At 28.6% G+C, this 25,606-nt stretch carries 51 protein-coding genes; 3 read left to right on the plus strand and 48 right to left on the minus strand.

Annotated elements, in window-relative coordinates:
• Positions 1-9 precede the first annotated feature (9 nt).
• The 44 genes from ACTG47_RS13310 to ACTG47_RS13525 form a co-directional block, all read right to left on the minus strand.
• Complete coding sequence (locus tag ACTG47_RS13310; protein WP_479924903.1) at positions 10-1,029, minus strand: major capsid protein; 1,020 nt, start codon at positions 1,027-1,029, stop codon at positions 10-12.
• Between the two features lie 11 nt (positions 1,030-1,040).
• Positions 1,041-1,421, minus strand: coding sequence for a hypothetical protein (locus ACTG47_RS13315; protein ID WP_479924904.1), 381 nt, complete (start codon positions 1,419-1,421; stop codon positions 1,041-1,043).
• A 15-nt stretch (positions 1,422-1,436) separates the two neighbouring features.
• Complete coding sequence (locus ACTG47_RS13320) at positions 1,437-2,009, minus strand: phage scaffolding protein (protein WP_479924905.1); 573 nt, start codon at positions 2,007-2,009, stop codon at positions 1,437-1,439.
• A 44-nt stretch (positions 2,010-2,053) separates the two neighbouring features.
• Entirely contained in the window at positions 2,054-2,284 is a 231-nt protein-coding gene (locus ACTG47_RS13325; protein WP_479924906.1) for a hypothetical protein, read from the minus strand.
• Between the two features lie 42 nt (positions 2,285-2,326).
• Positions 2,327-2,521, minus strand: a complete 195-nt coding sequence (locus ACTG47_RS13330; RefSeq protein WP_479924907.1) for a hypothetical protein — start codon at positions 2,519-2,521, stop codon at positions 2,327-2,329.
• A gap of 22 nt (positions 2,522-2,543) precedes the next feature.
• Positions 2,544-3,185, minus strand: coding sequence for a hypothetical protein (locus ACTG47_RS13335; protein ID WP_479924908.1), 642 nt, complete (start codon positions 3,183-3,185; stop codon positions 2,544-2,546).
• A complete protein-coding gene (locus ACTG47_RS13340; protein ID WP_479924909.1) occupies positions 3,186-3,596 on the minus strand; it encodes a hypothetical protein in 411 nt (136 codons plus the stop codon).
• Position 3,597: 1 nt separating this feature from the next.
• Positions 3,598-3,843 carry a hypothetical protein gene (locus ACTG47_RS13345; RefSeq protein ID WP_479924910.1) on the minus strand — a complete coding sequence of 82 codons (246 nt, stop codon included), beginning with the start codon at positions 3,841-3,843 and terminating at the stop codon, positions 3,598-3,600.
• Between the two features lie 70 nt (positions 3,844-3,913).
• Positions 3,914-4,072, minus strand: a complete 159-nt coding sequence (locus ACTG47_RS13350) for a hypothetical protein (RefSeq protein WP_479917689.1) — start codon at positions 4,070-4,072, stop codon at positions 3,914-3,916.
• Position 4,073: 1 nt separating this feature from the next.
• Positions 4,074-5,561: a minor capsid protein gene (locus ACTG47_RS13355; protein ID WP_479924911.1), complete on the minus strand. Its 1,488-nt coding sequence runs from the start codon at positions 5,559-5,561 to the stop codon at positions 4,074-4,076.
• Positions 5,551-6,969 (minus strand): phage portal protein, encoded by a 1,419-nt coding sequence (locus tag ACTG47_RS13360; RefSeq protein ID WP_479924912.1) that lies wholly within the window; start codon positions 6,967-6,969, stop codon positions 5,551-5,553. The genes ACTG47_RS13355 and ACTG47_RS13360 overlap by 11 nt, the downstream gene beginning before the upstream one ends.
• Positions 6,956-8,185, minus strand: a complete 1,230-nt coding sequence (locus tag ACTG47_RS13365) for a PBSX family phage terminase large subunit (protein ID WP_479924913.1) — start codon at positions 8,183-8,185, stop codon at positions 6,956-6,958. Before ACTG47_RS13365 ends, ACTG47_RS13360 begins: the two co-directional genes overlap by 14 nt.
• Complete coding sequence (terS, locus tag ACTG47_RS13370) at positions 8,178-8,876, minus strand: phage terminase small subunit (protein WP_479924914.1); 699 nt, start codon at positions 8,874-8,876, stop codon at positions 8,178-8,180. The genes ACTG47_RS13365 and terS overlap by 8 nt, the downstream gene beginning before the upstream one ends.
• Before the next feature lie 45 nt (positions 8,877-8,921).
• On the minus strand, positions 8,922-9,557 hold the full coding sequence (locus tag ACTG47_RS13375) for a queuosine precursor transporter (RefSeq protein ID WP_479924915.1): 636 nt from the start codon (positions 9,555-9,557) through the stop codon (positions 8,922-8,924).
• Positions 9,551-10,318 (minus strand): hypothetical protein, encoded by a 768-nt coding sequence (locus ACTG47_RS13380; protein ID WP_479924916.1) that lies wholly within the window; start codon positions 10,316-10,318, stop codon positions 9,551-9,553. The genes ACTG47_RS13375 and ACTG47_RS13380 overlap by 7 nt, the downstream gene beginning before the upstream one ends.
• Positions 10,318-10,809, minus strand: coding sequence for a ParB N-terminal domain-containing protein (locus ACTG47_RS13385; protein WP_479917691.1), 492 nt, complete (start codon positions 10,807-10,809; stop codon positions 10,318-10,320). The genes ACTG47_RS13380 and ACTG47_RS13385 overlap by 1 nt, the downstream gene beginning before the upstream one ends.
• Positions 10,810-11,362: 553 nt before the next feature.
• On the minus strand, positions 11,363-11,845 hold the full coding sequence (locus ACTG47_RS13390) for a hypothetical protein (protein ID WP_479924917.1): 483 nt from the start codon (positions 11,843-11,845) through the stop codon (positions 11,363-11,365).
• Positions 11,846-11,947: 102 nt separating this feature from the next.
• Positions 11,948-12,679 carry an antA/AntB antirepressor family protein gene (locus ACTG47_RS13395; RefSeq protein WP_479924918.1) on the minus strand — a complete coding sequence of 244 codons (732 nt, stop codon included), beginning with the start codon at positions 12,677-12,679 and terminating at the stop codon, positions 11,948-11,950.
• A 62-nt stretch (positions 12,680-12,741) separates the two neighbouring features.
• Positions 12,742-13,149: a RusA family crossover junction endodeoxyribonuclease gene (locus ACTG47_RS13400; RefSeq protein ID WP_479924919.1), complete on the minus strand. Its 408-nt coding sequence runs from the start codon at positions 13,147-13,149 to the stop codon at positions 12,742-12,744.
• Entirely contained in the window at positions 13,139-13,540 is a 402-nt protein-coding gene (locus ACTG47_RS13405) for a hypothetical protein (protein ID WP_479924920.1), read from the minus strand. Before ACTG47_RS13405 ends, ACTG47_RS13400 begins: the two co-directional genes overlap by 11 nt.
• Before the next feature lie 13 nt (positions 13,541-13,553).
• Positions 13,554-13,769, minus strand: a complete 216-nt coding sequence (locus ACTG47_RS13410) for a DUF3850 domain-containing protein (RefSeq protein ID WP_479924921.1) — start codon at positions 13,767-13,769, stop codon at positions 13,554-13,556.
• Between the two features lie 22 nt (positions 13,770-13,791).
• Positions 13,792-14,064, minus strand: a complete 273-nt coding sequence (locus ACTG47_RS13415; RefSeq protein ID WP_479924922.1) for a hypothetical protein — start codon at positions 14,062-14,064, stop codon at positions 13,792-13,794.
• Between the two features lie 83 nt (positions 14,065-14,147).
• Positions 14,148-14,345, minus strand: coding sequence for a hypothetical protein (locus ACTG47_RS13420; RefSeq protein ID WP_479924923.1), 198 nt, complete (start codon positions 14,343-14,345; stop codon positions 14,148-14,150).
• 84 nt (positions 14,346-14,429) lie between these two features.
• Positions 14,430-14,753 (minus strand): DUF1827 family protein, encoded by a 324-nt coding sequence (locus ACTG47_RS13425; RefSeq protein ID WP_479924924.1) that lies wholly within the window; start codon positions 14,751-14,753, stop codon positions 14,430-14,432.
• Between the two features lie 17 nt (positions 14,754-14,770).
• Positions 14,771-14,944, minus strand: coding sequence for a hypothetical protein (locus ACTG47_RS13430; RefSeq protein WP_479917695.1), 174 nt, complete (start codon positions 14,942-14,944; stop codon positions 14,771-14,773).
• A gap of 4 nt (positions 14,945-14,948) precedes the next feature.
• Positions 14,949-15,818 (minus strand): radical SAM protein, encoded by an 870-nt coding sequence (locus tag ACTG47_RS13435; protein ID WP_479924925.1) that lies wholly within the window; start codon positions 15,816-15,818, stop codon positions 14,949-14,951.
• 8 nt (positions 15,819-15,826) lie between these two features.
• Positions 15,827-16,825 (minus strand): nucleoid-associated protein, encoded by a 999-nt coding sequence (locus ACTG47_RS13440; protein WP_479924926.1) that lies wholly within the window; start codon positions 16,823-16,825, stop codon positions 15,827-15,829.
• A gap of 94 nt (positions 16,826-16,919) precedes the next feature.
• Positions 16,920-17,195: a hypothetical protein gene (locus ACTG47_RS13445; RefSeq protein ID WP_479924927.1), complete on the minus strand. Its 276-nt coding sequence runs from the start codon at positions 17,193-17,195 to the stop codon at positions 16,920-16,922.
• 28 nt (positions 17,196-17,223) lie between these two features.
• Entirely contained in the window at positions 17,224-17,472 is a 249-nt protein-coding gene (locus ACTG47_RS13450; RefSeq protein WP_479924928.1) for a hypothetical protein, read from the minus strand.
• Positions 17,472-17,801 (minus strand): hypothetical protein, encoded by a 330-nt coding sequence (locus ACTG47_RS13455; protein ID WP_479924929.1) that lies wholly within the window; start codon positions 17,799-17,801, stop codon positions 17,472-17,474. Before ACTG47_RS13455 ends, ACTG47_RS13450 begins: the two co-directional genes overlap by 1 nt.
• A 3-nt stretch (positions 17,802-17,804) precedes the next feature.
• Positions 17,805-18,068, minus strand: coding sequence for a hypothetical protein (locus tag ACTG47_RS13460; protein ID WP_479924930.1), 264 nt, complete (start codon positions 18,066-18,068; stop codon positions 17,805-17,807).
• A complete protein-coding gene (locus ACTG47_RS13465; protein WP_479917701.1) occupies positions 18,065-18,205 on the minus strand; it encodes a hypothetical protein in 141 nt (46 codons plus the stop codon). The genes ACTG47_RS13460 and ACTG47_RS13465 overlap by 4 nt, the downstream gene beginning before the upstream one ends.
• The gene (locus ACTG47_RS13470; protein WP_479924931.1) at positions 18,174-18,485 is read right to left on the minus strand and encodes a hypothetical protein; all 312 of its coding nucleotides are present in this window, start codon (positions 18,483-18,485) and stop codon (positions 18,174-18,176) included. The genes ACTG47_RS13465 and ACTG47_RS13470 overlap by 32 nt, the downstream gene beginning before the upstream one ends.
• A gap of 57 nt (positions 18,486-18,542) precedes the next feature.
• A complete protein-coding gene (locus ACTG47_RS13475; protein WP_479924932.1) occupies positions 18,543-18,794 on the minus strand; it encodes a hypothetical protein in 252 nt (83 codons plus the stop codon).
• 34 nt (positions 18,795-18,828) lie between these two features.
• The gene (locus ACTG47_RS13480; protein ID WP_479924933.1) at positions 18,829-19,620 is read right to left on the minus strand and encodes a hypothetical protein; all 792 of its coding nucleotides are present in this window, start codon (positions 19,618-19,620) and stop codon (positions 18,829-18,831) included.
• Positions 19,621-19,634: 14 nt separating this feature from the next.
• Positions 19,635-20,537 (minus strand): phage recombination protein Bet, encoded by a 903-nt coding sequence (bet, locus tag ACTG47_RS13485; protein WP_479924934.1) that lies wholly within the window; start codon positions 20,535-20,537, stop codon positions 19,635-19,637.
• Positions 20,530-20,805: a hypothetical protein gene (locus tag ACTG47_RS13490; protein WP_479924935.1), complete on the minus strand. Its 276-nt coding sequence runs from the start codon at positions 20,803-20,805 to the stop codon at positions 20,530-20,532. The genes bet and ACTG47_RS13490 overlap by 8 nt, the downstream gene beginning before the upstream one ends.
• Before the next feature lie 80 nt (positions 20,806-20,885).
• Complete coding sequence (locus tag ACTG47_RS13495; RefSeq protein ID WP_479917192.1) at positions 20,886-21,200, minus strand: hypothetical protein; 315 nt, start codon at positions 21,198-21,200, stop codon at positions 20,886-20,888.
• Positions 21,201-21,210: 10 nt separating this feature from the next.
• The gene (locus ACTG47_RS13500; RefSeq protein ID WP_479924936.1) at positions 21,211-21,426 is read right to left on the minus strand and encodes a hypothetical protein; all 216 of its coding nucleotides are present in this window, start codon (positions 21,424-21,426) and stop codon (positions 21,211-21,213) included.
• Positions 21,427-21,438: 12 nt separating this feature from the next.
• Complete coding sequence (locus tag ACTG47_RS13505; RefSeq protein WP_479924937.1) at positions 21,439-21,666, minus strand: hypothetical protein; 228 nt, start codon at positions 21,664-21,666, stop codon at positions 21,439-21,441.
• Between the two features lie 2 nt (positions 21,667-21,668).
• The gene (locus tag ACTG47_RS13510; protein WP_479924938.1) at positions 21,669-21,866 is read right to left on the minus strand and encodes a hypothetical protein; all 198 of its coding nucleotides are present in this window, start codon (positions 21,864-21,866) and stop codon (positions 21,669-21,671) included.
• 12 nt (positions 21,867-21,878) lie between these two features.
• Positions 21,879-22,181 carry a hypothetical protein gene (locus ACTG47_RS13515; RefSeq protein WP_479924939.1) on the minus strand — a complete coding sequence of 101 codons (303 nt, stop codon included), beginning with the start codon at positions 22,179-22,181 and terminating at the stop codon, positions 21,879-21,881.
• Between the two features lie 38 nt (positions 22,182-22,219).
• A complete protein-coding gene (locus tag ACTG47_RS13520; RefSeq protein WP_479924940.1) occupies positions 22,220-22,705 on the minus strand; it encodes a BRO-N domain-containing protein in 486 nt (161 codons plus the stop codon).
• 48 nt (positions 22,706-22,753) lie between these two features.
• A complete protein-coding gene (locus tag ACTG47_RS13525; RefSeq protein WP_479924941.1) occupies positions 22,754-22,930 on the minus strand; it encodes a toxin-antitoxin system HicB family antitoxin in 177 nt (58 codons plus the stop codon).
• A gap of 122 nt (positions 22,931-23,052) precedes the next feature.
• Here ACTG47_RS13525 and ACTG47_RS13530 point away from each other — a divergent pair, with 122 nt between their 5' ends.
• Positions 23,053-23,220, plus strand: coding sequence for an Arc family DNA-binding protein (locus ACTG47_RS13530; RefSeq protein ID WP_021396640.1), 168 nt, complete (start codon positions 23,053-23,055; stop codon positions 23,218-23,220).
• 11 nt (positions 23,221-23,231) lie between these two features.
• Here ACTG47_RS13530 and ACTG47_RS13535 read toward each other — a convergent pair whose 3' ends face one another.
• Positions 23,232-23,369: a hypothetical protein gene (locus tag ACTG47_RS13535; protein ID WP_479924942.1), complete on the minus strand. Its 138-nt coding sequence runs from the start codon at positions 23,367-23,369 to the stop codon at positions 23,232-23,234.
• Between the two features lie 102 nt (positions 23,370-23,471).
• Here ACTG47_RS13535 and ACTG47_RS13540 point away from each other — a divergent pair, with 102 nt between their 5' ends.
• Positions 23,472-23,666 (plus strand): hypothetical protein, encoded by a 195-nt coding sequence (locus ACTG47_RS13540; RefSeq protein ID WP_074438731.1) that lies wholly within the window; start codon positions 23,472-23,474, stop codon positions 23,664-23,666.
• Positions 23,667-23,748: 82 nt separating this feature from the next.
• On the opposite strand, the gene ACTG47_RS13545 is transcribed toward ACTG47_RS13540, so the two are convergent.
• Positions 23,749-24,540: an ORF6N domain-containing protein gene (locus ACTG47_RS13545; protein WP_479924943.1), complete on the minus strand. Its 792-nt coding sequence runs from the start codon at positions 24,538-24,540 to the stop codon at positions 23,749-23,751.
• Positions 24,541-24,579: 39 nt separating this feature from the next.
• Positions 24,580-24,783: a helix-turn-helix domain-containing protein gene (locus ACTG47_RS13550; protein ID WP_479924944.1), complete on the minus strand. Its 204-nt coding sequence runs from the start codon at positions 24,781-24,783 to the stop codon at positions 24,580-24,582.
• Positions 24,784-24,949: 166 nt separating this feature from the next.
• Here ACTG47_RS13550 and ACTG47_RS13555 point away from each other — a divergent pair, with 166 nt between their 5' ends.
• Positions 24,950-25,324: a helix-turn-helix domain-containing protein gene (locus ACTG47_RS13555; protein WP_479924945.1), complete on the plus strand. Its 375-nt coding sequence runs from the start codon at positions 24,950-24,952 to the stop codon at positions 25,322-25,324.
• Positions 25,325-25,358: 34 nt separating this feature from the next.
• Here ACTG47_RS13555 and ACTG47_RS13560 read toward each other — a convergent pair whose 3' ends face one another.
• The gene (locus ACTG47_RS13560) at positions 25,359-25,487 is read right to left on the minus strand and encodes a hypothetical protein (protein ID WP_479924946.1); all 129 of its coding nucleotides are present in this window, start codon (positions 25,485-25,487) and stop codon (positions 25,359-25,361) included.
• Positions 25,488-25,606: the final 119 nt, after the last annotated feature.

The raw sequence follows: 25,606 nt of genomic DNA on the forward strand, positions 1-25,606 counted from the left end.
TTAACACCTCTAATTTATTGTACCCATAAACACTTGGTCGGCATAAGGAAAGCTAGGTAAAACTGTTGCAACTGCTTTTATCCACTTAGCGACTGGGTCAGCAGTAGAGTATTGTTCTACAATTATATTTCCTATCGAACTAATATCTATAGATGAATTCTTTCTTAATTCTAATTCTTCTGCTGTTAGTCCAAAAAAAGTGTCTCCCATCTTACCATCAGGCATAAGTATAAATTTATTTTCATCTAAGAATCTTTTTGTTGTATACTTACCATCCTTGCCTTGTACTCTATATCTTTCATCATAAGTAAAAATAGGTGGAAGAGATTGAGAAACTAAAAATGTATTTAATTCATTTAAAGTAAGTAATTTATCACTATTTATACCAAATATAGCCTTTCTTAGTTTTTCATCCCTTAATATCACATTTAGGATAGTTTTAGAAGTCAATGACCTTGTTGGAGTAAATCCAGTATCAACAACTATTTTATCAGTCATATTATAAATATCTCCTAATATATCTGGTGTTCCACTAGACCAAGTTTTTGTTTCTTTATGATTTGTTGGAGTTCCATATTTTAAAGCAGCTTTAACTCCATTTTCATTTATATTCAATTCTCCAGTCGATAGCACTTCCATTCTCATTGCTTCTACTCTAGTATTCACACTTGATACAAGGTTATCAACATCATTAAATATTTGATTTATCATCTGAGTTTCTTCTTGAGAATTTCTTGGTTGTTCAAGTACAATTATATCTTTTTCATCTAGCTTTATTTTTCTTTTTACAAGTGCAAGTTCAGCTATACTTAAATTATCACCTTCTCTTGATGCAATTTCTGCTTCTGTATCAAACGCATGAACACTTGCTGATACTGGAAGGTTAGATGCACCTTTTATCATTTTTATTTCAAGCCCTTCTATCTTTTGAGTTGGAAACAATAAATCTCCCATTGTTTCTTTCAGTTTTCTAGTCTTTGTATAGTTTATCAGCTCTTGAACTGATAATAATTCCTCTACTCTTGCCATATTTCATCCTCCTACATAAATTTAATATTTGGTAATTTTGTCTTTATAGTTTCTATAGCTTCTTTTACATACTCACCTTGTAATCTTTCAGTTATTACATAACCTTCTACCATTGATGCAACTGGTTGTGGTCCATAAGTAACATCTACAGTTGCAAATACAATTCCTACAGGGTCTTCTGATAATGTGTATGTATAGCTACCCGAAGAACCTGCTCTAGTTATCTTTACTATCTTTCCACTTTCACCTAATAAGCTTCCTGCTAATACATACTTTCTGCCATTTTCATCAGCCACTACATCTGTATCTAATACTGTATTTGTAAAGTTAATATAGTGTTGAGAAGCTAGAAATTCGGGTGTGTTATTAAAATTTACCTCTTTAAAATACATACTTTATCCTCCTTTTTATTTTATACTCCATGCGTCAGCATATGGATTTTTTGAACCTTCCTCATTTTTTTCTTTTGCAATATTTTCAGCCCTGCTTAATGTATTTTTATTGCCATTATCGGGATTGTAATTTATCTTAGTTTCCCCTGTTTTTATTAAGAAAGACTTTTGAGTTGCCCAACTATCAGTCTGTTCCTTTAGCCCCGTAAAAGTACCATTTTCATATTTTACCCTTTCTAAATCAAGTTCTGCTTTTGCTGCTTTAGTACTATGAACATTAAGCTTAATAAGTTCATTTTCTAACGCCATGTCAAACTCTCTTTGCTCTTTTTCTTTTAATTTTTTTTGATATTCTTCATCCTTTGCAGTTAATTTAGTCTCATAACCTTTTTTAAGTTCTTCAATCTGCTCTTTTGTCATTCCATCCTTAAAACCTTCAATTGCTTCTTTAGATGCTTTTAATTCTTCTTTTACTTTTTCATACTCAATCTTATTAATGTAACTGTCTAATTCTTTTAGCGATTCAACTTCTACTTTCTTTGCATCTTCTTCACTAAGACCTAGTGCAATCAGTTCACCTTTTTTCATTTTATTTAATTCTCCTTTCATTTTTACATAATAAAAAGCCCTATCTAGGACTTACTAAAACCAATATTATTATTCTCATTACAATTATTTATTGATATAGCTTCTATTTGTGATAAATCTATTATTGTTGTTCCATCTTCATCTAAATATCCTTTCAAGTCTCTACAATCTGAGTCAGCTTCAATAAAATCTTGCATTAAATTATCAGCAACATCTTCATCTACTATTCCAGATATACAATTTCCACTCTTAAACCAAATTACATACTCTTTCAATAATGCAATCCTCCTTTTGTTTTTTACCTAATAAAAAAACTCTTAAAGACTTTTTTCTAATGATTTATTTAATTCTTCTCTTACTCTTTTTAAAATTTCATCAGAAACTTCATCTATATTAGCTTTATTTTCTTTTTTTAATTTATTGCAAAGAATACTTACGCTAAGATTAGCAATACAATTAATAACAATTTGTACTACACAAACTACAACTATAACTTGAGTTAATATACACATTAAAATCACCTACCCTTTTTATCTAATAATTTATCTTAGTTTTCCCTTCTTTAGCAAAACGTGTTTTTATATCTTTAGATGCTAGCTCTCTTATATGCTTCAAATCCTCATCAGAAAGTTGCTTTACAGGACTTTTTATTTTTATTTTTGTTTCATTATTTTTTTCTTTTCCAAATATTCTATTTAAATTTTCTTCTAAATTTCTCACTGCTTCGTTAAATATGTCAATTTCTTTTGTAGCACTTTTTATATTTTCCTCAAAATCTGTTGTATCTAGTTCCAACTTAGCTGAAAATTCTAAGTTATTTTTCTTAACCTTTTCTTTATCAATGTATCTATGCTTTTGTTCTAAATTTTCAGCATAATTTGTTAAATTTTCAATAGTTGCAGTATATTCAACTTTTTGATATGTCATTTCAAATATATCTGCTTTGCAAGGATATATTTCTCCTTTTACACCTTGTATCACATAATCCCCTATGTTAACTTGATATATCAGCCCTTCAAGAGTTCTTATGAACAATTTAGTATGTGCCTTATCAATAGAGTGTTCAACCCAAGCATTGCCACGTTCAATCTCTTTTCGTATCCATACTGTTGGTTCTACATCTATATCAAATCTAAAAGCTTCCACTTCAATTGCTTTCTTTACAAATCTAGCCATTTATTTATCCCCCTTAAATCCTAAAATTTCAAGTTTCATTTCTGGACATATTAACCTTACCTCTTTTGATACCATCTCACTCGGATATTTAAAAACTTTATCAGAAATCTTTGTTTTTTCATCATCTAAATCCTCATAATACTTTTCAAATTCCCCACATGCACAAGAATAGATTTTACCTTCACTATCTTTTATAATAAAATCTCCATTAGTTGCTCTAATAACTCCATTTTTATACTTTATACAAATAGTTTTCTTTACTTCACCTTTGCGATTCATAGAGTTTAAAGATTCATCAAGCCATATAGTCCCTTTTTCAAAAGCTTGATAAAACCATCTAGGAGTGTTTGTACTTCCTAATATCCATTTGAAGGCTTCTACTTCCTCGGACTTCCTTTTAAATTTAGCCATTTTATTTATCATCCTCCAAACTTTTAATTATATCCTTATTTGTTGCAAATAAAGAAACTGCTATAAATATTAAACCAAGAATAAAGTTTAACAATGGAAACAAAGCTATAAAAATAAGTTTATAGTTTTTCCAAGCTCTATATTTTTTTAAAGCTTCGATTACTTCTTTAATATTTCCAAGCCTTAACATATACAAATAAAACCCAGTACAAAATACAATTATTGATAAAATATATAATTTAAGCATTTCAAATCACCCTCTCAATAAATTTTTACATAATAAAAGCACCTACTAATTAATCATTTAGCAAGTGCTTTTATTCTTTATTATTAATTTTTCTTTCAATTATCTTTCTTCTAATTTCTTGAGCTTCTTTCACTTCTTCTTCTGTTAAACGTCTTTCTCCAACTACTTTACCTTGTGGTATTTCTGCCCATCTTGGTGCTGAAAATAATTTTTCATTATCCTTTTTCATATTACACCTCTTTCATTGTTATATAATATTTCCCATCATATTCAAAATTATCAGTAGTTATAAACTTGCTATTTCTTTTAAATAAAATTTCTGCTTCTTGAGGATTATATTTTCTTATATCTTTACCATTTGCACTTATAATATTTAATTCAACTTGACCACTTGGATTATATTCACCCTTACTGGATGTAGAGATATATTCATTATAAATTATTTCTTTACCTACTTGATGTTTATCTAAAAAAGCTATTTTATCACTATCATTAAAGAAATATAAAGACCTATTTACCTCTCCTTTATAGTTAGACATCTTATCTAATGCACTATCTAAGTCATTTATAAACCTTTTGTCCTCATTTGTCAATGTAAGACCATTTCTAAGCTTCTCATTAATTTTATAAGAATCACTACTTATATATTTATTAATTGCAAGTTGTTCATTATCTGATAACTTAATGTTTTTATTAATGTATTTCTCATACCATTCTTGATATTTCATACTTGATGGCACATAATAAGTTTTACCATTTTCATCTCTTGCTACTCTATAACCTTCTTCATCACTAAAAAAAGGAGCTGTTGTTGTTCTGCAACGACAATGAAATGGTGGAGCAGTAACTCCTATTTCATAATCTTTCATCTCAAATACTTTTCCATCTAACTCTCTACATATATTAGAAGTCTTTAAATCTAGTGTAGCGATAATCTCATATTTCTCTACATCTAAATCATTAAAACAATCTTTTCTTGAAGCTGATGCAAAAAAAGCTGATTCAGTCATTATTAAATTCTTAGCTTGAGATTTAGATACATTAAATCTCTTAGCAAAGTCATTTACTAAACTTTTTGGATTTTCTCCTCTTATAATTGATTGAGTCAGTTTAGTATGTAGCTCACTAATTAGAGCAGGTCTATGTTTACCCCAAATTCTTTCTGAGAAATTTAACCCATCGCTGGTCCAAGGCTTAGAAATAACTTTATTTATTCTATTAGCATCAAGACTCATTAAACTCCAACCAACGTTTACTCCTTGTTGAACATTAAAAGCTGTATGATAGTATCCACTTGTATAAATATCTTTCATTAACCTATCAATGCTATCAAGTTCATTTCCATAAAGTACTTCCACTTGTTGTTGTATTTGAAGTTTTAAAGCTTCAAGCCTCGTTATATGAACCCTTGCACTAGCATTTTCTAACTCTTTCATCCATTTCTGATTTATAGCATTTTCTTTGCCATATTTAATATACTCTTCTACATTCCACTTAAATTCTTCTAATTCTCTTGTGTTAAGTAGCTTCTTAGCTTCTAACAAAGAAATACCTTCATTTTCAGCAAATCTGTTATACCATGATAATATATCTTTTTCTATACTATTCATAGCTAACTTATATTGCTTTTCTAATTCAAGATAGTATTTTACACTTTTATTATTCTGAGCTTCTTCTAATTGTTCAAATCTCTTCCTCCAATAATCCTTATGTTTCATCTATGACACCATCTTGATTAGGAATTAGATTATCATATTCTTGTTGGCTATCTTCTTTTTCTTTCTTAATCTGTTTTTCTTCTTCCTCCGCATTATCTACAAGCGGATGATTTTTTAAATTAGTCTTTTCTGATACTATTCCAACACTCTTAGAGCATATCTCTGCTAACTCCAAGTCATTTTGAATCATATTTCTAGTCCAAGTCTGTAAAACCCTTTTAGGAGAATATCCTAAATATCTACATATCATTCTAACCAGTTTAGCAAACCCTAGTCTAAACTCAGTTTCCATTAAACCTGCTTTTAATTCTAATAAAGTGTATAGAAATTTAAGTGCTACACCACTTGTATTCGCAAAATTTTCGGGTTTAGGGTCAACCCCTTGACCTTGCACATATATTTGCTTTTCAGTTGTTTTTAGAAGTGAATCTCGAGCTTCTATTGGAATATTTATTGTAATTGTACTTAGTCCACTCTTATCATCTGCACCACTACTTTGTAAGTCAATAGTTTTATATTCTTTAAGTCCTTTTAAGAACTCTGTTAAGTCTGCACCACCATAATTTGTAAGAACAAAAATAACTTCTTGTATATCTTCAATGTCATTCACAAAACCACTATAAACTTTGTCGTATACATCAATGAGATGTTTAACATTATCTAAATCTCTTACCTCTAAATCATTGTTTGGAAATTCAATAAATGGAACTTCTCCAAAGTTATGTTTATACACATTAGTTTGAGTTTCAAGTTTATTATCTAAGTTTTTCTCTATAAATTTATTAAGTATCTCTAATCCATTAATGTCACTCTTTCCATTTTTATTTCCGTAAGTATAACAACATTCATCTGTCCAATACTCATAGATTACATATTCTTTCCCTTCGACATCAGTCTTTTCATACTCTCTAAGTACTGCCAGAAGCTTTCCATTTAAATCTGATGAATATACCGCTCTTATTTGCCGAGGGTCTATATTAGTATATTGAAAGTCGTTATTATCATCCTCCCAAACATGTAGCCATGCTTTAGAGCATATACTAGCATTTTTCCCAAGTGTCTTGGCTTCTTTTGGGTATCTATCACCTAAAATATCGGTTATCTTTGAATTTATACTATCATCTCCAACGTCAAATGTAGGAGGATAAGTGAACAGATATGATATTTTTTGATTAACTAAAAAACCAAACCAATTAAATGGTATTCTATTGTCTGCATTTCGTAATGGATTATTGGTTGTATTTACTTTGCCAACATTATTAGGGCTTCTATCTCTTATAATATCATTTTCATTTTTATAGTATTTTTCAGCTTCATCAGCTTTTTTAACAAAGTTATTATGTTTACTATTAGTTTGTTCAATTAACTTTTTTATTACATCTAGTTCCAATTTATCACCTTCTTCCATTTGGAGTAAGCACTTTAATTCCTGTACCTAATGAATCTGTATAAATAGCATATCTAAGTGCGTCTAATACATCATCCCATTGTTTAATTGGCTCACCTGTATTTTTGTTCCAAGCATACATAAAAATTTCTTTTCTAAATAAATTAACATTCTCATAAACTACAAATAAAGTATTAGTTTTAAACATTTTTGCAACTGCTTCAATACCCGACAATCTCGCTTTGTTAGCATTAAAAGCTTTTATTCCATTTCTTTTAAATGCTGCCAAATGTTCGGGTCTAGCACTGTCACAATAAAACTTTATATTTCCATATTTCTCTTTTATACTCTTAGCTTTATCTGTCCAATAATCAATTTCTTTGTGTTGAGCTGAATGTTCTTCTAATAAGTATAAGTTGCCTTTATCATCTTCACCAATTACAACAATAGCTCCAAAATGTTCATAGCCCCAGTCAACACCTGCAAAGTATCTTACAAAGTTAATATCATTCAATTTATCTTTAGATATATAATGTATATCTTTATTGAAATCTTGATAAACAAGCCCATCTGCTGAAACCCATAAGCCATTTATGTCCCTATCATAAAAAACACCACTAGGAGTAGTTTTTTTAATATTTTCTCTATATCTTTCACTCAAAAATATATTATCATCTAATGTGTAATGGAAAGATTGAATAGCTTTCCCATCTGTCTTGTCTACAAAATCAGTTTTCAACCAATGTTCGGGTTGGTCGGGGTTAGTATCTACAAGTATTCTAGCACCCTCGCCACTGCATCTTGACTTTATTTCATTGAAAACCACTTCATTTGCAACTGTACCTTCGTTTATGTATGCACCAAACGAAGTCATACCTCTTATCCTTCCCAAGTCATTCGTTTTTGAGTGTCCAAAACAACATACTTGAACTCCAAAAAGTACAAATCTATTATGTTTATCAAACTTAAATTCAATATCATACTTATTTGTGAGTTCATTTAGTACATTCCTTTGTAACGCTCCTAAATCTGCACCTGCTAAAATATACTGAGGAAGCTTAATGTCTAGTTTATTAGCTATCTTTCTGACCCTTCTAAGTTCAAGCAAGAATAAATCATTATCAATTATTGTTTTACCAGTCCTCTTAGCTCCATAATTTATTAACATGAAATAGTCATTATTTAAAGCAAAATCAAGAACTTCAAGTTGCTTTTTATGATATAATTTATCAATCATTTTTTATCACACTCTCAAGCTTATCAAAGTATCTGTCGAGTTTATCTTCTCTATTTTCTTGGCTATTTATTTTACTTAGAAGTTCAATACATCTAGTTTTTTTAGATTGTATTTTAGTTAATTCAGATTCAAGTTTTTGTATTACCTCAAATACGCTTATAGTTCTACTAGTTGTTTCTATCTGTTTTTGCTCATTATCTTTTACAAGATTACCTTGTATTGTTAAATTTCTTATTGTTCCACTTTCTAAAACTAATCCTTTTGGTTTATTTTTATAATTCTCTATAGATTTTAGCAATCGTCGTTCTCTTACTGTAAACAACATTAATTGTTCTTTTAAAAGTTGTTCCTCTCTATCGAATTCCATTTCTTGTAACATTTCTTTTTCTTCTTCGCTTAAAGTATCCCAGTAAACACCTTCATAAAGACCATGCTTTAATCTATTTTTATTCCCTTTTGGAGCACCACTACCAGCAGCATTTTTATTGCCAATTTGCCCCCCTCTTTTCTTTGTAGTACTACATTCACCTTTTCGTAGTACTACATTCCATTTATCTCTGCATTTCCAATTACTTATTGTTTTTTCATTTTCTTTTAATATTTCTGATATTTCTCTGTTTGTTATATTTCCATTGCGTTCTATATATAAATTAAGTGCTTTATCCCTGTTGGGGCTTCTAGCTTTTGCCACACCACCACCTCATTATTTCTATATTCGTTTGAATCTTATTTTTTATTATGAAGCTTGTTTATCTACTTTTATTTCTTTATTTCTAGTTAACAAATAGAAGAATGGAGTATCTGCTAAAGCTAAGAAGAACTTAACTACATACTGACTTATAATCATTACTAGTAGATTTGGAACAGTACCCCAAAATCCAATCGTAATGAAAATAGATGTGTCTATTAATTGGCTTAACATAGTACTAGCATTGTTCCTTAGCCACTTATGCTTTCCATTAAATCGCTCTTTTAACTTATGAAATATAAATACATCGTTACTTTGAGCTAATATATAAGCTATTAAACTAGCTAATACAAATCTTACATTCTGCCCCAATACTACTTTTAAGTTGCTACTATACTCTGTTGCAAAACTTGCACTTGGAAGGGCTATTGCTATTGTAATTAATAAAAGACTAAATAACTGCATTAAAATACCTCTTTTGACTGTTCTGTTCGCTTCTTCTTTGCCCCAAATTTCTCCAATTACATCTGTACATAAAAAAGTAAGTGGATATGCTACCACCGCGGCAGGAACCACAAGTCCAAATATATCAACGACTTTTCCTGCAACAATATTAGAAACCACTAGACTTGTTACAAATACACAATTTAATAATGTTAAATTTCTTTCTGTCTTTTTCACCATCTCACTCCATCCATATATTTTTGATATTTAACCCACTCACACATGCTATGAGCTACTAATTTTTTTAAATCAGTTTTCTTATTACCTTCTTTTTCTAACCTTCTTATATGTATATCTCCATCTTTAAATGTATATAATTGTTGTCCAATACTTGCTCCTATAGTCCAGCTACTGCTATCAACACTATAAAACTTGAATGACTTTAATATCTTTGTCTTAGTAAATCCTAATCCATGCACTTTTACACCTTTTTGATACGCATACTCAACCATTTTTTGTATTAAAGGATACTCTTGTTTCTTTATATCGTTTATTGCAAACCCACCAACTGCAATATATTTGTACTCTTTACATAGTTTTTTCCAATACTCCACACCTCTTGATTTATGCCAAACAGGTATACATTGTCTGCCTACTTCACTTTCTATTTTTTTAGTCCACTTATCCACCTGTTCTAAACCAAATATCACATCTACATCAACTTCAAAGAAATATTTTATATTATAGTCTTTAATAAATTTTATATATCTATCAATATAGTTTTCCAGCTCTTGTTTCGATATTTCTGTACCATTCATAAAAGAAAAAGCTCCACTATCGAGTAAAAAATTCTCATTTCCTACTATTTGCAAAGCTTCTAGGCATGATTTCTCTTTATTAAAAAAAGTTTCTAAGATATATAAAGGTTTACATTTCTCTATTGTTTCTAATCTTAATTCTTTATTCATTCCACTTTTTGTTGCAGCAAGAAAAATCCTCATTATGCTTCAAACTCCTCACCACAACATGGACATTTCACCATCTTACCTTTTTTCTCTTTTTCCTCTAATTCTTCATCTAATATAAAATCTTTATCACTTATACTTAAATCTTCAAAATCATTAATATTAAAATCGAACTCTTTCATATCAATATTAACTATGTCAGATAATTCTTCAACTAATTTATTATAATCCCAACTAGCATATTCATTAGTCTTGTTATCTATTAACCTGTAAGCTTTTATTTGTTCTTCTGTTAAATTGTCTAGAACTAAGCAAGGTACTTGTTTAAGTTCTAATTGTTTAGACGCTTCATACCTCGTATGACCTGCTATTATTATGTTATCTTCATCAATTAAAATTGGGTTAGTAAATCCAAACTCATCAATTGATTTAATAACCTTCTCTATTGCTTCATTATTACGTCTAGGGTTATTTTGATATGGTTTTATATCTTCTAAATTAAGATAAACAACTTCTCTTTTGTTCATTTTAAGACCTCCTTTTTAAAAAAAGATAAAAGACTAAGTAGGGGTAACTTAGCCTTTTTTAGGGAATGTATATTGTTGGTAGCAAGTTCTAGGAATCGAACCTAGATTAAACCAGTCCTTGCATGGTGAGTGAGGTTACCAAGCCCCACTCTTTTTAGACCTCTGAATTAAGATACAAAATTGTATGAGATTTTAATCTCAATTCAAATACTTAATATAGTGTATCAATAGATTTTGAACATAGTTAGAATTGAACTAACAGCATCCTCACGCCCTGCCTAGTCTGTTCACATAAAAGACTTTCTGTCACTGACATCTAAGCCCTTTATAATAATAGAGCGTGCAATTTTGGCATCCTTTTTTATCTATAACATATCCGCAAATATATTATTGCTTTCTCTATTATTGTATTGTGGCTAGGGCAATCCCTTAACCCTAGCCAACTATTTAATTTTGAGAGGGAAATCTTTATTTCCACAATATTATTATCTCATGTTTTTGCCAATAAAAAGTCTCACGATAGTCTCCAAAAAGTCTCAAAATAGTCTCATTTTTAAGCTTTCCATGAAAAAATAGGCAACTCAAACTCTTTTATTTTAGGATATAACATATCCATAATCTTACAAACTATCCTTTTCCTAATTCTAAAGCAATGACTTCTATCTATGTGCATAGCATTAGACATATAATCCATATTTATTTTTTCATTGTTCATGTACATTTCATTGAAGAACTCTGTTTCAAAGCTATTTAGACTTGTTAATGCACATTCTATAGTTTCTTTTTCAATCTCTAGTGTTTTCTTATCTTCTTTTAATCTATTTAAATCCTCTTCTCTTTTAATAACTTCATTTTCCACGCTTGAACTTATATTATAGGTAGGTCCTGTTTTTTCTTCATAACTTTGAGCCTGACATCCACAAAACTCGTTTTCTAACTTTTTAATATATATATCTTTTATTCTTATTTGACTTTCTAATTTTTTATAGTTATATAATCTTCCCTCAACTTCTTGGAATAGTGTCTTTTTATTCATACCTTCACACTCCTATCAATTATTTATGTTATAATAATATTTGTATATAAAAGTTTTATATTTTTGACAAGTGGAGTGTGAAAGCACTCCTTTTTTCTTTAATTAACAGAAATTATCTTTTTCAAAGAAACTAATCTGATTTGTTTTTCTTTCAGATTTTATAATTCTTATTGATTCATCTATAATATTTAAAGATTTTAATAACACATCTTTTGGTATATCTTCCCACTTATCAGCTCCAAGAATTAATAAAGTTCTCTTTTTAACCAAATCAAACTCCTCATTAGCTCTAGGAATATCTAATCTATCTTTTATGTAGCTTGAAATATCATACTTAGTTTTACTTGTAGGTCTATAATACTCTGATGATTCTTTTTTAAATTGTTCTATCTGTGCATCATGCTTAGTTTGCATTTCACATAATGCGTTACTTACAATATTATTAATTTGATTTAACTGTGTTTTTGTAAGATTGTTTGATGCTTTGTATTTTTCTTCTACTGCAATTAGATACTTTCTATAATTTTTAGAATTTCTTTTAAGTTCCTTATTTGCCCTTGGACTTGCTCCTGCTACTAAACAAATTTCTTTTGCTATTTCTAATTTCAAAGTATACTCTATTAAAATCTGACGCTCCCTTTTAAAAGGGGTTGTGAAATAATCTTTATTTTCAATGGCATCAACACTTTTTAGGTTTGTTTTTATCCAATCTGAAAAATCCTGTTTAACACCTAATCCTTCCCAAAGTTCCCTACCATCTACAACCTTTATATCTTCATCTGTTATATATACTTTTATAATTCCTTCATTTTCGATTAATTTTAAATCATTCATACTTATAATCCTCCTCCAAATTATTTTTATCTAATGATTTGATAAACGGATTTTTCCGTTGTTCAGCTAATATCTTCCAATACAACTTCAACTCTTGGATTGTCACTATAATATTTACTAGCCACTACCTCAACTATCTGTGTATCATCCTTATACGCTATCTCATTGAGTGAATCAGCTATCACTTTAATGACATTGTCAATATCGGGTTTCTTACTAGGTCTTAACACATTATTTCTTTTCTGCTCTTTAACTTTTTTACTGTTACTTTTAGCTATAGAGTAATAACATCTTAAAGTCATTTTTATATAACCTTCAAAGTAATATTTAACTTTAGATTGATATAGCCACTTTATAAGATTCTCATAGTCTTTAGTTTTATTAGGTGTATAGGTCCTTTTAGTTATACAGTTCATTCTTGGTCTTTCTTTTCCGATTGGTTCTCCATCTATTGTAAAATTAATCTTCATTTGCGACCTCATTTAGTTTTATTTTTTCTACATCTACAACTTTAAACCATGTCGGCTTATATCCAAATTCATCTATCCATTTAGAAAATACTTTATTTAATCTATCATCAAGTATTTTTCTATCTTCATCTTTTATTCTTGTTATCCAATCTTCACTATAATCTTCAAATTCGTCGTCAACCAGTTCTTGAACACGTTCTAATACATCTTCTGTATCTACACCTTTGAGACTAACATCTTCTCTTTTACCAATGTAAACATTTTCTTCTAAATACCCAAACATTTTAAGTTCTTTCTTAGCAGCTTCAATAGCTTCTTCTTTACTTTCAAATTCATCACTTGCAAAATATTCATCATCCCAACTATATAGCCACATATTTTTATTTTGCATATAAATTCCTCCTCTATTTTATTCCTAATTGCACATACCCATTTCCCAATTTAACAAAATAATCAACCTCTTTGTTTACCTCAATTCCTGTAAATTTTTTATCTTTAAATGACTGTAATATAACTGTATCTCCTGCTTTAAAATCTGCTATATGTTCTACTTCAATTTGTTTTTTATTCTTAATTACATCTTTAAAAGTACTAGAAGCTATTTGCAATTCATGTATCATAAGCTCACACCCTTTAAAAGTTTTAGTCTATTTCACCTTTTTCAACTTGTTCACATTCTATTCGATATATAACTTTTTTATATGCTATTTGACCTTGCCATTCGTTTACTATAGCATCTTCAATATCTTGTACAAATATAGCTAACTTGCCATTTACATTCGCTATTTTTAACCATATAAATTCATGTGTGTCTTTATTTTTTTCTATCCATATTGTCATTTCTTTATTTTCTTCCAAGCATAAATCATTTAGAAATATCTCATTATTTATCTTATACATTTGAGTAGTAATCATAATCTCACCTCATTTTTATAAGTCAAAGTAAGTCTATAACATTCTAGTTTCATTCACAAACTTACCTTGACTATTTATTCTACTTACATATTTTGTACAAATTTTACATAATCTTTTATTTCTTCTATTATTTTCATATTTATAATAGGTTTCAAGTTTTTCTTTGCTAAATCTATGTTTCCATACCAATACCAATCATTATTATCTTTCAGTCCTATATATTGTCCATTTGATACTATATAACCATCCTTTGTATATTCCAACCCTTCAAATTTATTCATATTTAACCCTCTTTCTATAAGTCAAAGTAAGTCTATAAACTTTTAGTTTCATCCACAAACTTACCTTGACTATTTATTTTACAATTACTTAGTTGGAACTGCATTATCCTCTATTTCCCAAAGATGAAAGCAATTTTCATGTAAATTTATATATTCTTGTTTTGGTGGCAATATCTGTACTATAGTCTTATTTGGTTTCATTAATTTATATCTAACATACTTAATTTCATTCCAATTAGGAAATCTTTTTTCATTTGATATAGTTAGATGCTCTTTTCCATTTTCAACTGAATATATAACATTGCTCCCAGTATCCATATTGTATATTTTCACATTTTTAGCCCCTAATTTTTCAAGAGATTCTTTTGCAAGAATGGACCTATCATTTTTATTCTCAACTAATAACATTTTATTCCCTCCAAATTTTATAAATAATTTTCTGCTTCCTTCTTCAACCATATTTTATGTGCTATATCACAATCTTTGCTTTCGCAATCTATCTTAGTATTTTTGCAACTACCACAAATCTCTTTCCCAAATTCCTTATACACTTCTCTTTCATCAAGATTCTTTGACTTGCACATTTCTTTATTAGTCATATGCTCACCTCTTATAATCTTCAAATTTATCTACACTTCTGAAAATAATCTTATTATTAACCCATCTTTGCAACCTTCTATACTTATGATGGCATTTCCATTTTTCAAATATCATGATATAAGGGTCATAATCTAACTCTTTTAATTTATAAACACGCTCTAAATCTTCTTCAAAAGTAGTATTGAAATTAGTAAGAACATAAACGCCTAGTTTTTGTTTTTTAAAGTTCAATTTACTTCTAAATTCTTTCAGCTTGTCATATGTATTGAACTCATAATTGTCCCATGCAAAATGGATCCGTTTTATTTTAATTCTGTTAATCATTTCTGCTTTTTTCTCTGTCATAAGTCTTATATCAAGCCCTTGAGTGAAATCAACCCAAGCTTTGCTATCTATAAGTTGCTTTAAGAGTTCTTCCCACTTACTACAAGCTAAAATATTAGGGTCTAATAGCTTAATCTCTTTTTGCCCCCTCCAAAACTGGTTTAAATCGGCTACCTTATAACTTTTATTCCCTTCCTTTTTTTGAACTATGCAAAACTCACACCCTCGTGGACAACCTCTTGTCAAATAGCCATAAGCGACATTTTTAATATCATATAAATCATAATCTGGATACATAAATTCAATCTGTGATGGCAATTTATTCTGTAAATCATATCCTGTGCCACCCTTTATGACTTCCTTAGCATTTATAACTGTGTAATCATCATCTGAGAAAGTAAATACTTTGGTTTTATATACTTTGTCATATTTTTCGAAGAAATTTACAAATTCCACTTTATCACCTAATTCTTTATGGTATGCTGATATTTTCATAAGTACTAAATTAGGAAAGTTATGCCCATCAACATCTATTAACCCTACTTTCATATGAGCACCTACTTTTCATTATAAAAACTTACATTTTTAATAATTATATCTACAGTTCCATTCCCATTATGTCTAATGCCATATTTCATAAAATCCTCGAAATCATCCATTTTGCCTTTTATCTCAATCCCTGTATCTGTTTTTATATGTCTATTTTTTAGATTTTTCTCAACCCACTTTTTATCAATATTAAAACTTCCATCAAGACCTTTTTCTTCTACATGGTCCTTAAAACTATCTTTTAAATCTTCCTTTATTGCTATTTCAGTAAACTCATTTATATCAAGTTTTTGCTTTTCTCTTAGCATGTAAAGCAAGATACTTCTTACATCTTCTCCCTGCTTCATATCACTATATAAATTTGCTATAAAAGCATCTACCAAGCCTTTAAACACCTTAGTCTTATACTTATCATCTTTAATTTTAGTAGCATTTAAAAACTCTGTAACAAACTTAGAATTAGTTTCTTCCTTTTCTGCATCTTTATCTAAAACACTTAGATGATATTCATCATTAACTCCACTAAGACCAACCAAAGCACCTATTTTAATTGCTTTAGTTTCTTGTATATTAACTTCATTAGTTGACATCTGTATATTAAATTTATCATCTTCAAACTCAATAGAATGAGTATACGACTTGTTGTAATCAAGTTTTAATATAGCCACTCTCTTTTCATCTTTTTGAGAGTATAAACATATTGCTAAGTCACAGGATTCTAATGTAGCATTCACTTTCATAATCTCAAATAAATAAGCTGCAATCTCTTTAGAGTTACTTAAAAAAGAACTTTCATCATATATTATCTGTTCACAACATTTCTTAATCAGATTGTTACTATAGTCATTAAATACTGCTTTTCTGATGTCATTATCTCTTAATACTTTGTTGATTTTCTTTTGAAAGAATAGGTCCATATCTTGACTAACTTTACCTTCAAAATCATTTAGTATTGGAGTATCGCTATTCTTATCCAAAACATGTATTATAAATTTATGTATTATCATAATTTCACCCCTTGTTTTCATTTTTAAGAGTCGCAAAACACTTCAACAATAATTTATATTAAAATTCATTTTGCAACTCTATAAACTGTTTTTGTTAGATATTTTCCATATCCATTTCATAATTAGATAAAATCTCTTTAAATGCTTTTGCCAACTCTGTTCTTATAAAAATTGAATTTAAATCTTTAGCAGCTATATCAAGTTCTATATTTTTGTAATCCTCTTTGTTAGGAAACTTAAATCCTATTCTTATAGGGCAATCTACATCCTCAAGATTTTCTATAACTCGCTCTGCAAACTCTGCACTACCTTGTAAATCCTCATAACTTTCTACTCTATTTTTTAAATCTTCATATTCTTTATATTCCATAATCTATTCCTCCTGTAAACTGTTTTAATTAGATATTTTCTGTATATAAAAATCCTTTTAATCTTTCTATTTCTCTGTTTATTTCATCATTCCAAATTTTTATAGCTCTATCTTTATTTAAAGAAGCAACATAACTAGCACATTTGACATCAAGTCCACTTTTATTAATAACTCTTAAAAATTGACCATTCCTTCCTACTTTATATCTACCTTTTGTTTCCTCCAGTATTTCAACTTCTTCTAATCCTTGTGGACTACATATATAAAGCTTCTTCATTATTCTTCTACCTCCATTTCAAGCCATTTTTTTATTCCAGTTTCACAATCATATTCAATATCATTAATCTTACAATCATAAACACAACATTCACATATATTTTTATCAAGAAAGAAATCTAGTAATTTATCAATAAATGACAAGTCTTTCTCTTTTAACTTTTCTTTAAGATTTTTATTTTCTTCTCTTAACTTACTAATTTCATTAAAGATATTTAAAAGTAACTTCGAATCAACTTCATCATTTTCATTTAAATTCAATCTATACTCATAAACCCTACCAGCTATAAAACTTCCTACTATAAGTATTACAACAGTTAATATATTCATTTCTCAACAACCATTTCTCATGCTAAATACTTTTCCACAACAATCACATTTACGGTCTTCTGTCCAACTGTATCCAGTATTTTCGACCATAAATTTTATATCTTCATCTGTTTCATACCAATCAGAGCAACTTTTATTTTTCTTATTTTTGCAGTAAGGACATTTATAATCTTCTGAAAGTCTAAAGTTGGGTTTTTCTTTGTATCTTAATGCCAATCCATTTCCTGTTAATTTTGCTTCTTCTAAAATATCATTCAAACATTTCATTTTTCTAACATCCCTTCATATTCATACTTGCTCAATATTTTTATAGCTATATCAATAGCTTTATTTACAGAACACTTTCTCTTATTTATTATCTTTTCAGCTAATTTAATTACTTGTTCCACATTTGCTAATACCATCTGACACCTCTTGAATATATCTAGCTTTCCATCCATTTTTAGAAACCTTACCTGTTCTTGCTAAGTTAGCAATATGAACATCTGTAAAATGCACATATTTACTTGCTTCAACAGTAGTATCAAATACTTTAGTTTCTCCAGTTCTAATATTGAAACACTCTACTTTCTTGCCCTTTCTACCTTGCACATTATTATTTATTTGCAAATCAATAACATTTTCTCGCTTATTTTTAATTCTTACTTTTTTTAGATTATTTTCATACATAATTTCTAAATCCATAGTTTTCTCTAACAGCTCTCCTGCATCTATCCAAACTTTAGCTATGTTTATCCCCCCTTATTCAGCTGGCATTTCAAATACTTTCTCTTGATTGTGTCTAACTCTGCAAGAATCTATATAATCCATTTTCACTCCACTTTCAATAAACTTTTGTATCTCATTTAACACTTGTATAGCTCTTTCATTACTTTCATATTCAGCTATTTTTCTATTTTCATTTTCAAGTATTGCATACATTCGATTAAAACCTATTTCAACCCTATCAGTTCTCATTAAACCTAATTTATCTTGACTTCTAATTATTATCATTTCTATTCCTCCAATATATTTATTTTTATTTAACTTAACTGAATTTCTCCTTCTGGCTTTTCTTAATAATGTCGTCTAATTCATCGCTGGTGTACTTAGTAAATGTCTCATTAAAATTATGAAACTTAGTCTTTTTTGTCTCTGAGATATTTTTACTTTTATTTTTTCTAAAGTTATCATCATTGTTGTAGACTGTTTTCAGATATTTAAAACTTTTACCATCACATTCTTTATATATTTCTATAGCTACTAAAAGCCTTTCTATATCCCAATCTTTAATTGTATTACACATATTTTTACTTATTTTTAATTGCGTCATTTCTTCAATTATTTTCTTCTTTTCCTCCACCTCACTGGTTTGGTTACAAGGTATAGTAGAAGGATATAGTGGATGGGTTTTTCGTTCCGGATTTATATCCGTTTGGGTCGGATTTTTATCCGAGTGGTTCGGATTTATATCCGAGCAGTCGGATTTATTTCCGACCTGTTGATAACTATCACTAATCAACTCTATGTACCTATATCCTAATTTATAGTAACTCCATGTACCACCTTGCTTTAATGTAGCATGTTCTAATATACCTATTTTATCTAGCTTTTTGAGTACTCTATAAATAGTGTCATGCTTCTCTGTATAAAGAATTGGTAGCTCTTTAATAACCCCAGAATAATCAACCCAATAATATTCAATTCCATTAATAAGTTTTCTTGCCATCCTGCCACTACCTAGAAAATCTACAAACCATCTCAATATAAGTAAATCCTTTGTATTTAATCCTAATTCTACTGCCTTTTTCTGACTGAATCCTAATATTGTATATTTCAAGGTGACTCACCTACTTAATCAAAATTCATAGTATCTTCCATACTCATTTGGCCATCTTTGTTTTCAATTTCTTCTTTTATCTCTACTTCATCCTCTTTTACTTCCTCAAACTCAGCATCTATAAAATCATCTTTTGGTTCATATTCACTTAGTAATTCAATTAATTCATCTACTTCCTCAAATTTTAGTTCTTTTAAATCAAATCCATTACTTTCGCAAAATTCTTCTAACTTTGAAGTATCCTTTTTATTCTCGTAATCATACAAACCTTTCATTGATGCTAACTTAAGTATTCCTTGTTTTTGCGATGGACTTGCCTTACCTATTTCAATAGGCTTTTGAGGTAATTTGTCGGGTACAATCTTTATTTCTGCACTATCATATAATCCTTGCAAATCCTCTGGGAACGCTTCTCTTAAAGCTGTAACAATTGCACATTTTCTTATCATTACACAAGGCATTTGCTTCCAAGTAGCTTGGCTCTTTGAATACTCTTCTAAAGACACTACAGACTTTATAGGAAACTTCATACCTCTTACTGATACTTCACACCATCCGCCAATTAATTCCTCTTGAGGTAGTTTTAAACTGCCCTCTCTTTCAAATACTTCTCCATTTTTATTTACAGTTACTATCCCAGCTTTCATACCTTCAAAGTTAGGATTTTTATTTGCTCTTTTTACAAATACATCCTTACCAACTACTATATTTGCTGGTGAATTACCAAACTTTATTAAATATGCTTCTTTTATAAAAGGATTTAGTTTCTGAGCCTTACATAATTCTATAAACATTAGAACTTCTTGGTCTGTTACATTTCCACTACCACTTACCAGATAATTCTTTACTGTTGTATAATCAAGTATTTGACCTGACTCTAAAGTACATGTCGCTAATTCTAAAGCCTTATTATTCATTTTCCAACCCCTCCATATCTTTTATATTTCTTCTTAAAACTGACATAAAGCCATTTACATAATCTCCATACATTTCTTCTGATTCATATTTTTCTAAATGATTCTTAAATTGTTCTAAAGTCCAACCTTTTTCATGTTTTTCTATACAAGATTTTAAAGCTGATATTTCTCCAAACTTTTCATCCAAATCAATTTCATCAACTATAGTAAACTGTGAAAAAAATAATCTATCTTCTAAATCCTTAATTATCTCATTTCTAGTTTTCATTTCTTCCCCCTTGTGCTATAATATACATTAATATCTTTATTTTTTGTTTTTGATTAGAGCCATTACGAGTGGCTCTTTTCTTATATCTGCACCTCTATAGGTCTATCTCTTTCAATTTCTTCTAAAATTAATTGAAATATCTTGTAATCCTCACTTTCTTCATGTTCCTTTGATTTAATCTCTAAATTTATACCACCTAAAATATTTTCGATAGCATATTTTACTCTTTCCCATGCAACTTTTTCTCTTAGATATTCTCTCATGTGTATATCATCTATTAAACCTCTATCCTTATTTCTAAGTTCCTCATAAAGCTTGCTATTTTTGTTTATCTCTAATTCAGCTAAAACTAATTGTTTTTGAACCATTTTTTTTATTCTTTTTAAACTTTCCATAATTAACCCCCTAGTTTAAATTTTTAACTTCATAATCATTATCTTTAATATCTTCTACTGTTAATGCTTGATACTCCATACATCCTCTTTCTTTATCGTAGTATGCTAAATTCAGTTCATTTTCTGTTGCTACTACTACAATGCAATCAATTTCAAGACCAAGTCTTTTGCAATTTACTTTTACTGCATTTCCTACTCCAACTTTCTTTAAATCGAATTTATTCATAATTACCTCCTTTTAATTTAATATTTCAATATAATATTCGTTGTCTATTGCATCCTTTATTGTTAAAACTGATTCACACATTTTCTTTGTTTTTTTATTAAAATAAACTATTGTTAATTTAAACTTGCTTACTTGTGTTACTATGCAATCGCTTTCAAAATTAAATTTCTTGCATGTTACTTTTATTGCTTTCCCCCTTTTAAGAACTTCTGTAGGAAATTTTACTTTAAGTATTTTCATGATTAAACCCCTTTATTTATTTTTAAATTAGATGGTAAATATGTGTTAACTAACTCTATATCTCTTGTTAATGCACTTCTTTTGACTTTCTTATCTTTATTAAACTTCTTGTTGCTTCTCTGCTCGTCGTAGTATGTAATCCTGTATAACGCTTTATTTCTCTCTACCTTATAGACTTTGTTTTTATAGATTGTTTTCATATTAACTCCCTCCTATTGTTCAAATACTCCACCTGTTTTTAAAACCCAATTTCTGAATGAATTTTTATCAACTCTGTAATCTGTTCCAACTTTTGTTGTAATAAAGGCATTTGTAGCTCTTGCTTGTTTAATCATACTGTGAGCCTTTTTATCAGAACATTTAATGTAATTACAAAACTCTTTAACTGTCATAAATTCCATATCCTCTTGCTTGTTTTCTAAAATAAGTTTAGTTATTTCTTCTGCTCTTGTTAAAAGCTCCCTCATTTCTTTTACTAAGTCTTTTCTAGTTATGCAATTTTCGTTATAGTTCATTTAATCACTTCCTTTTCAAAATATTCTGTATTTAATTTTCAAAGTTCAAAATAACTTAGCTGTTTATATGGTCTCTCTGACTTTATAACTCTTATACAATCATCTATAATTTGTATTATATTGTTAGATGTATCAAAGTCTATATCTTCCCATTTCTCAACACCAAGAATGAGGAATAATCTCGCTTTTACTTGGTTATATTCTTTATTTGCCTTATTTATATCAAGTCTATTTTTTATGTATCTAGAATACTGTTGTTTCTTAGAACAAGTTATCTTACACAACTTTTTATATTCTATTATTGTTCCTTTTAAATCTCCTATAGTTCCTGTAAGTTCTGTTATTGCATTTTGTTGTAACTGATATTTGCCTGTTTCTCTTATGCTTGGAAGTACTTCATCAAATACCCAACTCTCAAATTTTTCTGCATTTGGAAGATTCGAGCCTACTATTAATCTGTAAACATCACCTTCGGTTATCAAAGCAACCTTAATACCATTAATTTTAAACCCCTCGTGTTTCACTACCCCTTTGCAATGTCTTAAAATTCCATCTTTTCAAATATTTGTAAGTTATTCATGCTTATCAACCTCCTGTTCATCTTTTAAGTCCTGTAAATCCTCAAATTCTTTCCATAAGATATTTATTATAAAAGCATTTTTACTTAATCCTTTTCTTTGAGATTGTCTATGTAGCTCTTCATTTAATTCGTCTGGTATTCTAACAGTTACTCTCTTTTTTGCCGTCACTTTTGAACCACCTCCTTATTTATTATATTATCATTGCGTCACCTTTGCGTCAATGCTTTTTTTGAAATAATTTACATGGTATAATAGTGACATCATTTAGACTCAAGGGAGGTGCTATATTTATGCCATCAAAATTGCCTAGATACACACTTAGAATAGATAACAATCTACTTGAAAAAATCAAGTATATTGCTGAAAGTGAAGGTCGTTCCGCTAATAAAGAAATAGAACAATTAATTAAAAAGCATGTTGAAAGTTATGAAAAAATAAATGGTAAAATTAATGTTTAAGTTAATAAAAATTAAATATTTTTTAAATTTTTGCTAATCACTGATAGTATGTACTCATTTACTGACATACCTCTTTGATTAGCTTTTTCTTTGCATTTAGCATATAATTCTTCTGTAATACTCAGTGTATATTTCTTTTTACTATTCAATCTATCTCACCTCTTTCAAATACTCTGTATCTATTTCTTAACACATTATCTCAATGCACCATGTTATAATTAATTTAAATTCTAATGAAGGTTGGTGTTATCATGAAATTTGTTTATGTTAAGATATTTAATAACTGGATTGATATAACTGATATTGGCACTATAAATGGTTGTAATGCAGTAGAATATATTAATGGGAACCTTGATAAGATGTACTCTAGTAATTATGTTTCTGTAGATTACAAAGATAAAAACTATTGCATTCATCCATCATGTATTCAAATAGTTACAAAATAAAGTGTTTATCTCTCTTTAAAAAACTTTTAAGGGAGATATTTTTATTATGTATTTAGTTTTCAAAGTGCTAGTTCAATTTAAACTAATTCTTATTTAAATCACTTGATATTCCGTATTTTAAAGCCATATCTTTTATAATAGCCACATAGCCTTCTATAAGCTTCTTATCGTCTTGTATTACATCTAAGTTATTAACATTATCTCTTTTAGATTCAGATACCCCTTCTTCTGCCATCTTTCTTCTTTTATTGATTAATCTTCTATGCAAATCAACTCCAAATCTCTTATTTAATAATTCATAACTTTCTGTTCTAAGCATATTTATATGTTCAAAACCACCTTGTTTTTTTGCTATTCTTGCAATTAGTTGGTGTGTATCTGTTCTCCAACTATTTGAGTCTAATGAAACTACATCTTTTATTGTTTCAATCTCTGTCTTTGCTTCTAAAGCAATGTTATTAGCTTGATTAACTTGCAATCTTAAATCTTTCATTTCCTTTAAACTTTCTATCAAAACATCTTCTATGCACAATGGTTTATGTTGCTTAACGTTGAAGTATGTTTCTTCTAAGTTATCAAACTGTTCCCAAGCTTTATCAGTATCTAATATTTTACAGTGTCTGTTTGCTCCTCTTTCAGTCCAAAGATACATTTTAGAAGTAAATTTTAGGCTTTCATATTTTATATGAATACCTTTAAAAGTTTTTAAATCATCACCTTGCAATAAAAAATAATGTTTACCTTCAATAAATCTTTCTTTATTATTATTAAAATTATTACTTATATTTCTTACATCTGTTTCATATACATCTGCTAGTTGCTGTGTAGTTAAAACTCTTTCGTTGTTTCTTTCTATTACTTGTAAGTTGTTCATATTTATCTACTCCCTTCATTGAATTTCCATTTTAGAAATTTAATTTGTAAAAAAATTTTCTATATCACAATCAAGTATCTTAGATAATTTAGGCAACATATCAGCTCTAATTGAATATTGACCTGTCTCGTATTTAAAATAAGTTGATGCGTTTTTAAAACCTAATTCTTTTGCAACCTTTTGTAAAGATAAATTTAATGTATTTCTTCTTTTTTTTATAAAATCATGGTTTATCTTTTTCATACACTCACCTCAATTTCTATTTTAGCAATTTCTATATTTCAATAATAACATTTCTAATTTAGAAATTCAAGGCTTTTTTATATTTATTTTAGAAATTTTTTATTTCTATTATAGAAAAGTATGCTATTATATTTCCATAATAGAAAATTTTTCGAGGTGATTATACATGAATGCAAGTCAAAGAATTAAATATCTTAGGGAAAATATGAATATGTCGCAAAAAGAATTATCTGAAAAAGCAAATATAAATACAAGTGTTATGAATAGAATAGAATCTGGTGAAAGAGCAATAAGAGATGAGGAGTTAATAATCTTTGCTAAAATTTTTGATGTATCTACTGATTATATTCTTGGTTTGTCAGATACAGAAAAACTAAATATTGATGAAAGCTATGAATTTATAGATAGTTTAAGTAGTCCAGATGATATAAAAGAATTGATAAAAATAGTTATTAGCTTAGATGAAGAAACTAGAGATAAAATGTTAAAAATCGCAAAAGTATTTGTAACAGAAAAAAATATTAAACATAATGGCAATTAGATATGATAAATATAATATATTTGAAAGAGAGGAACTATACCTCTCTTTTTTCTTTCTCTTCTTTCAACATCTTTTTATACTTCTCAAATTCCTCTTCCTCAACTTCTTTAAAGTTTTTAAATAAATTCTCTAGTTCTAATATTAATCTTTTTGAACACTGCACATATACCATCCCCTCTTATAAGAACTTATGTTCTTATTTTTAGTTAAAAACTCCAACAATTTTTTAATAAAAACTATGTAATTGTACCCTTTCATTTCTAGAAATATTTTTAGATTATT

Source organism: Clostridioides sp. LIBA-6622 (genome assembly GCF_056716095.1).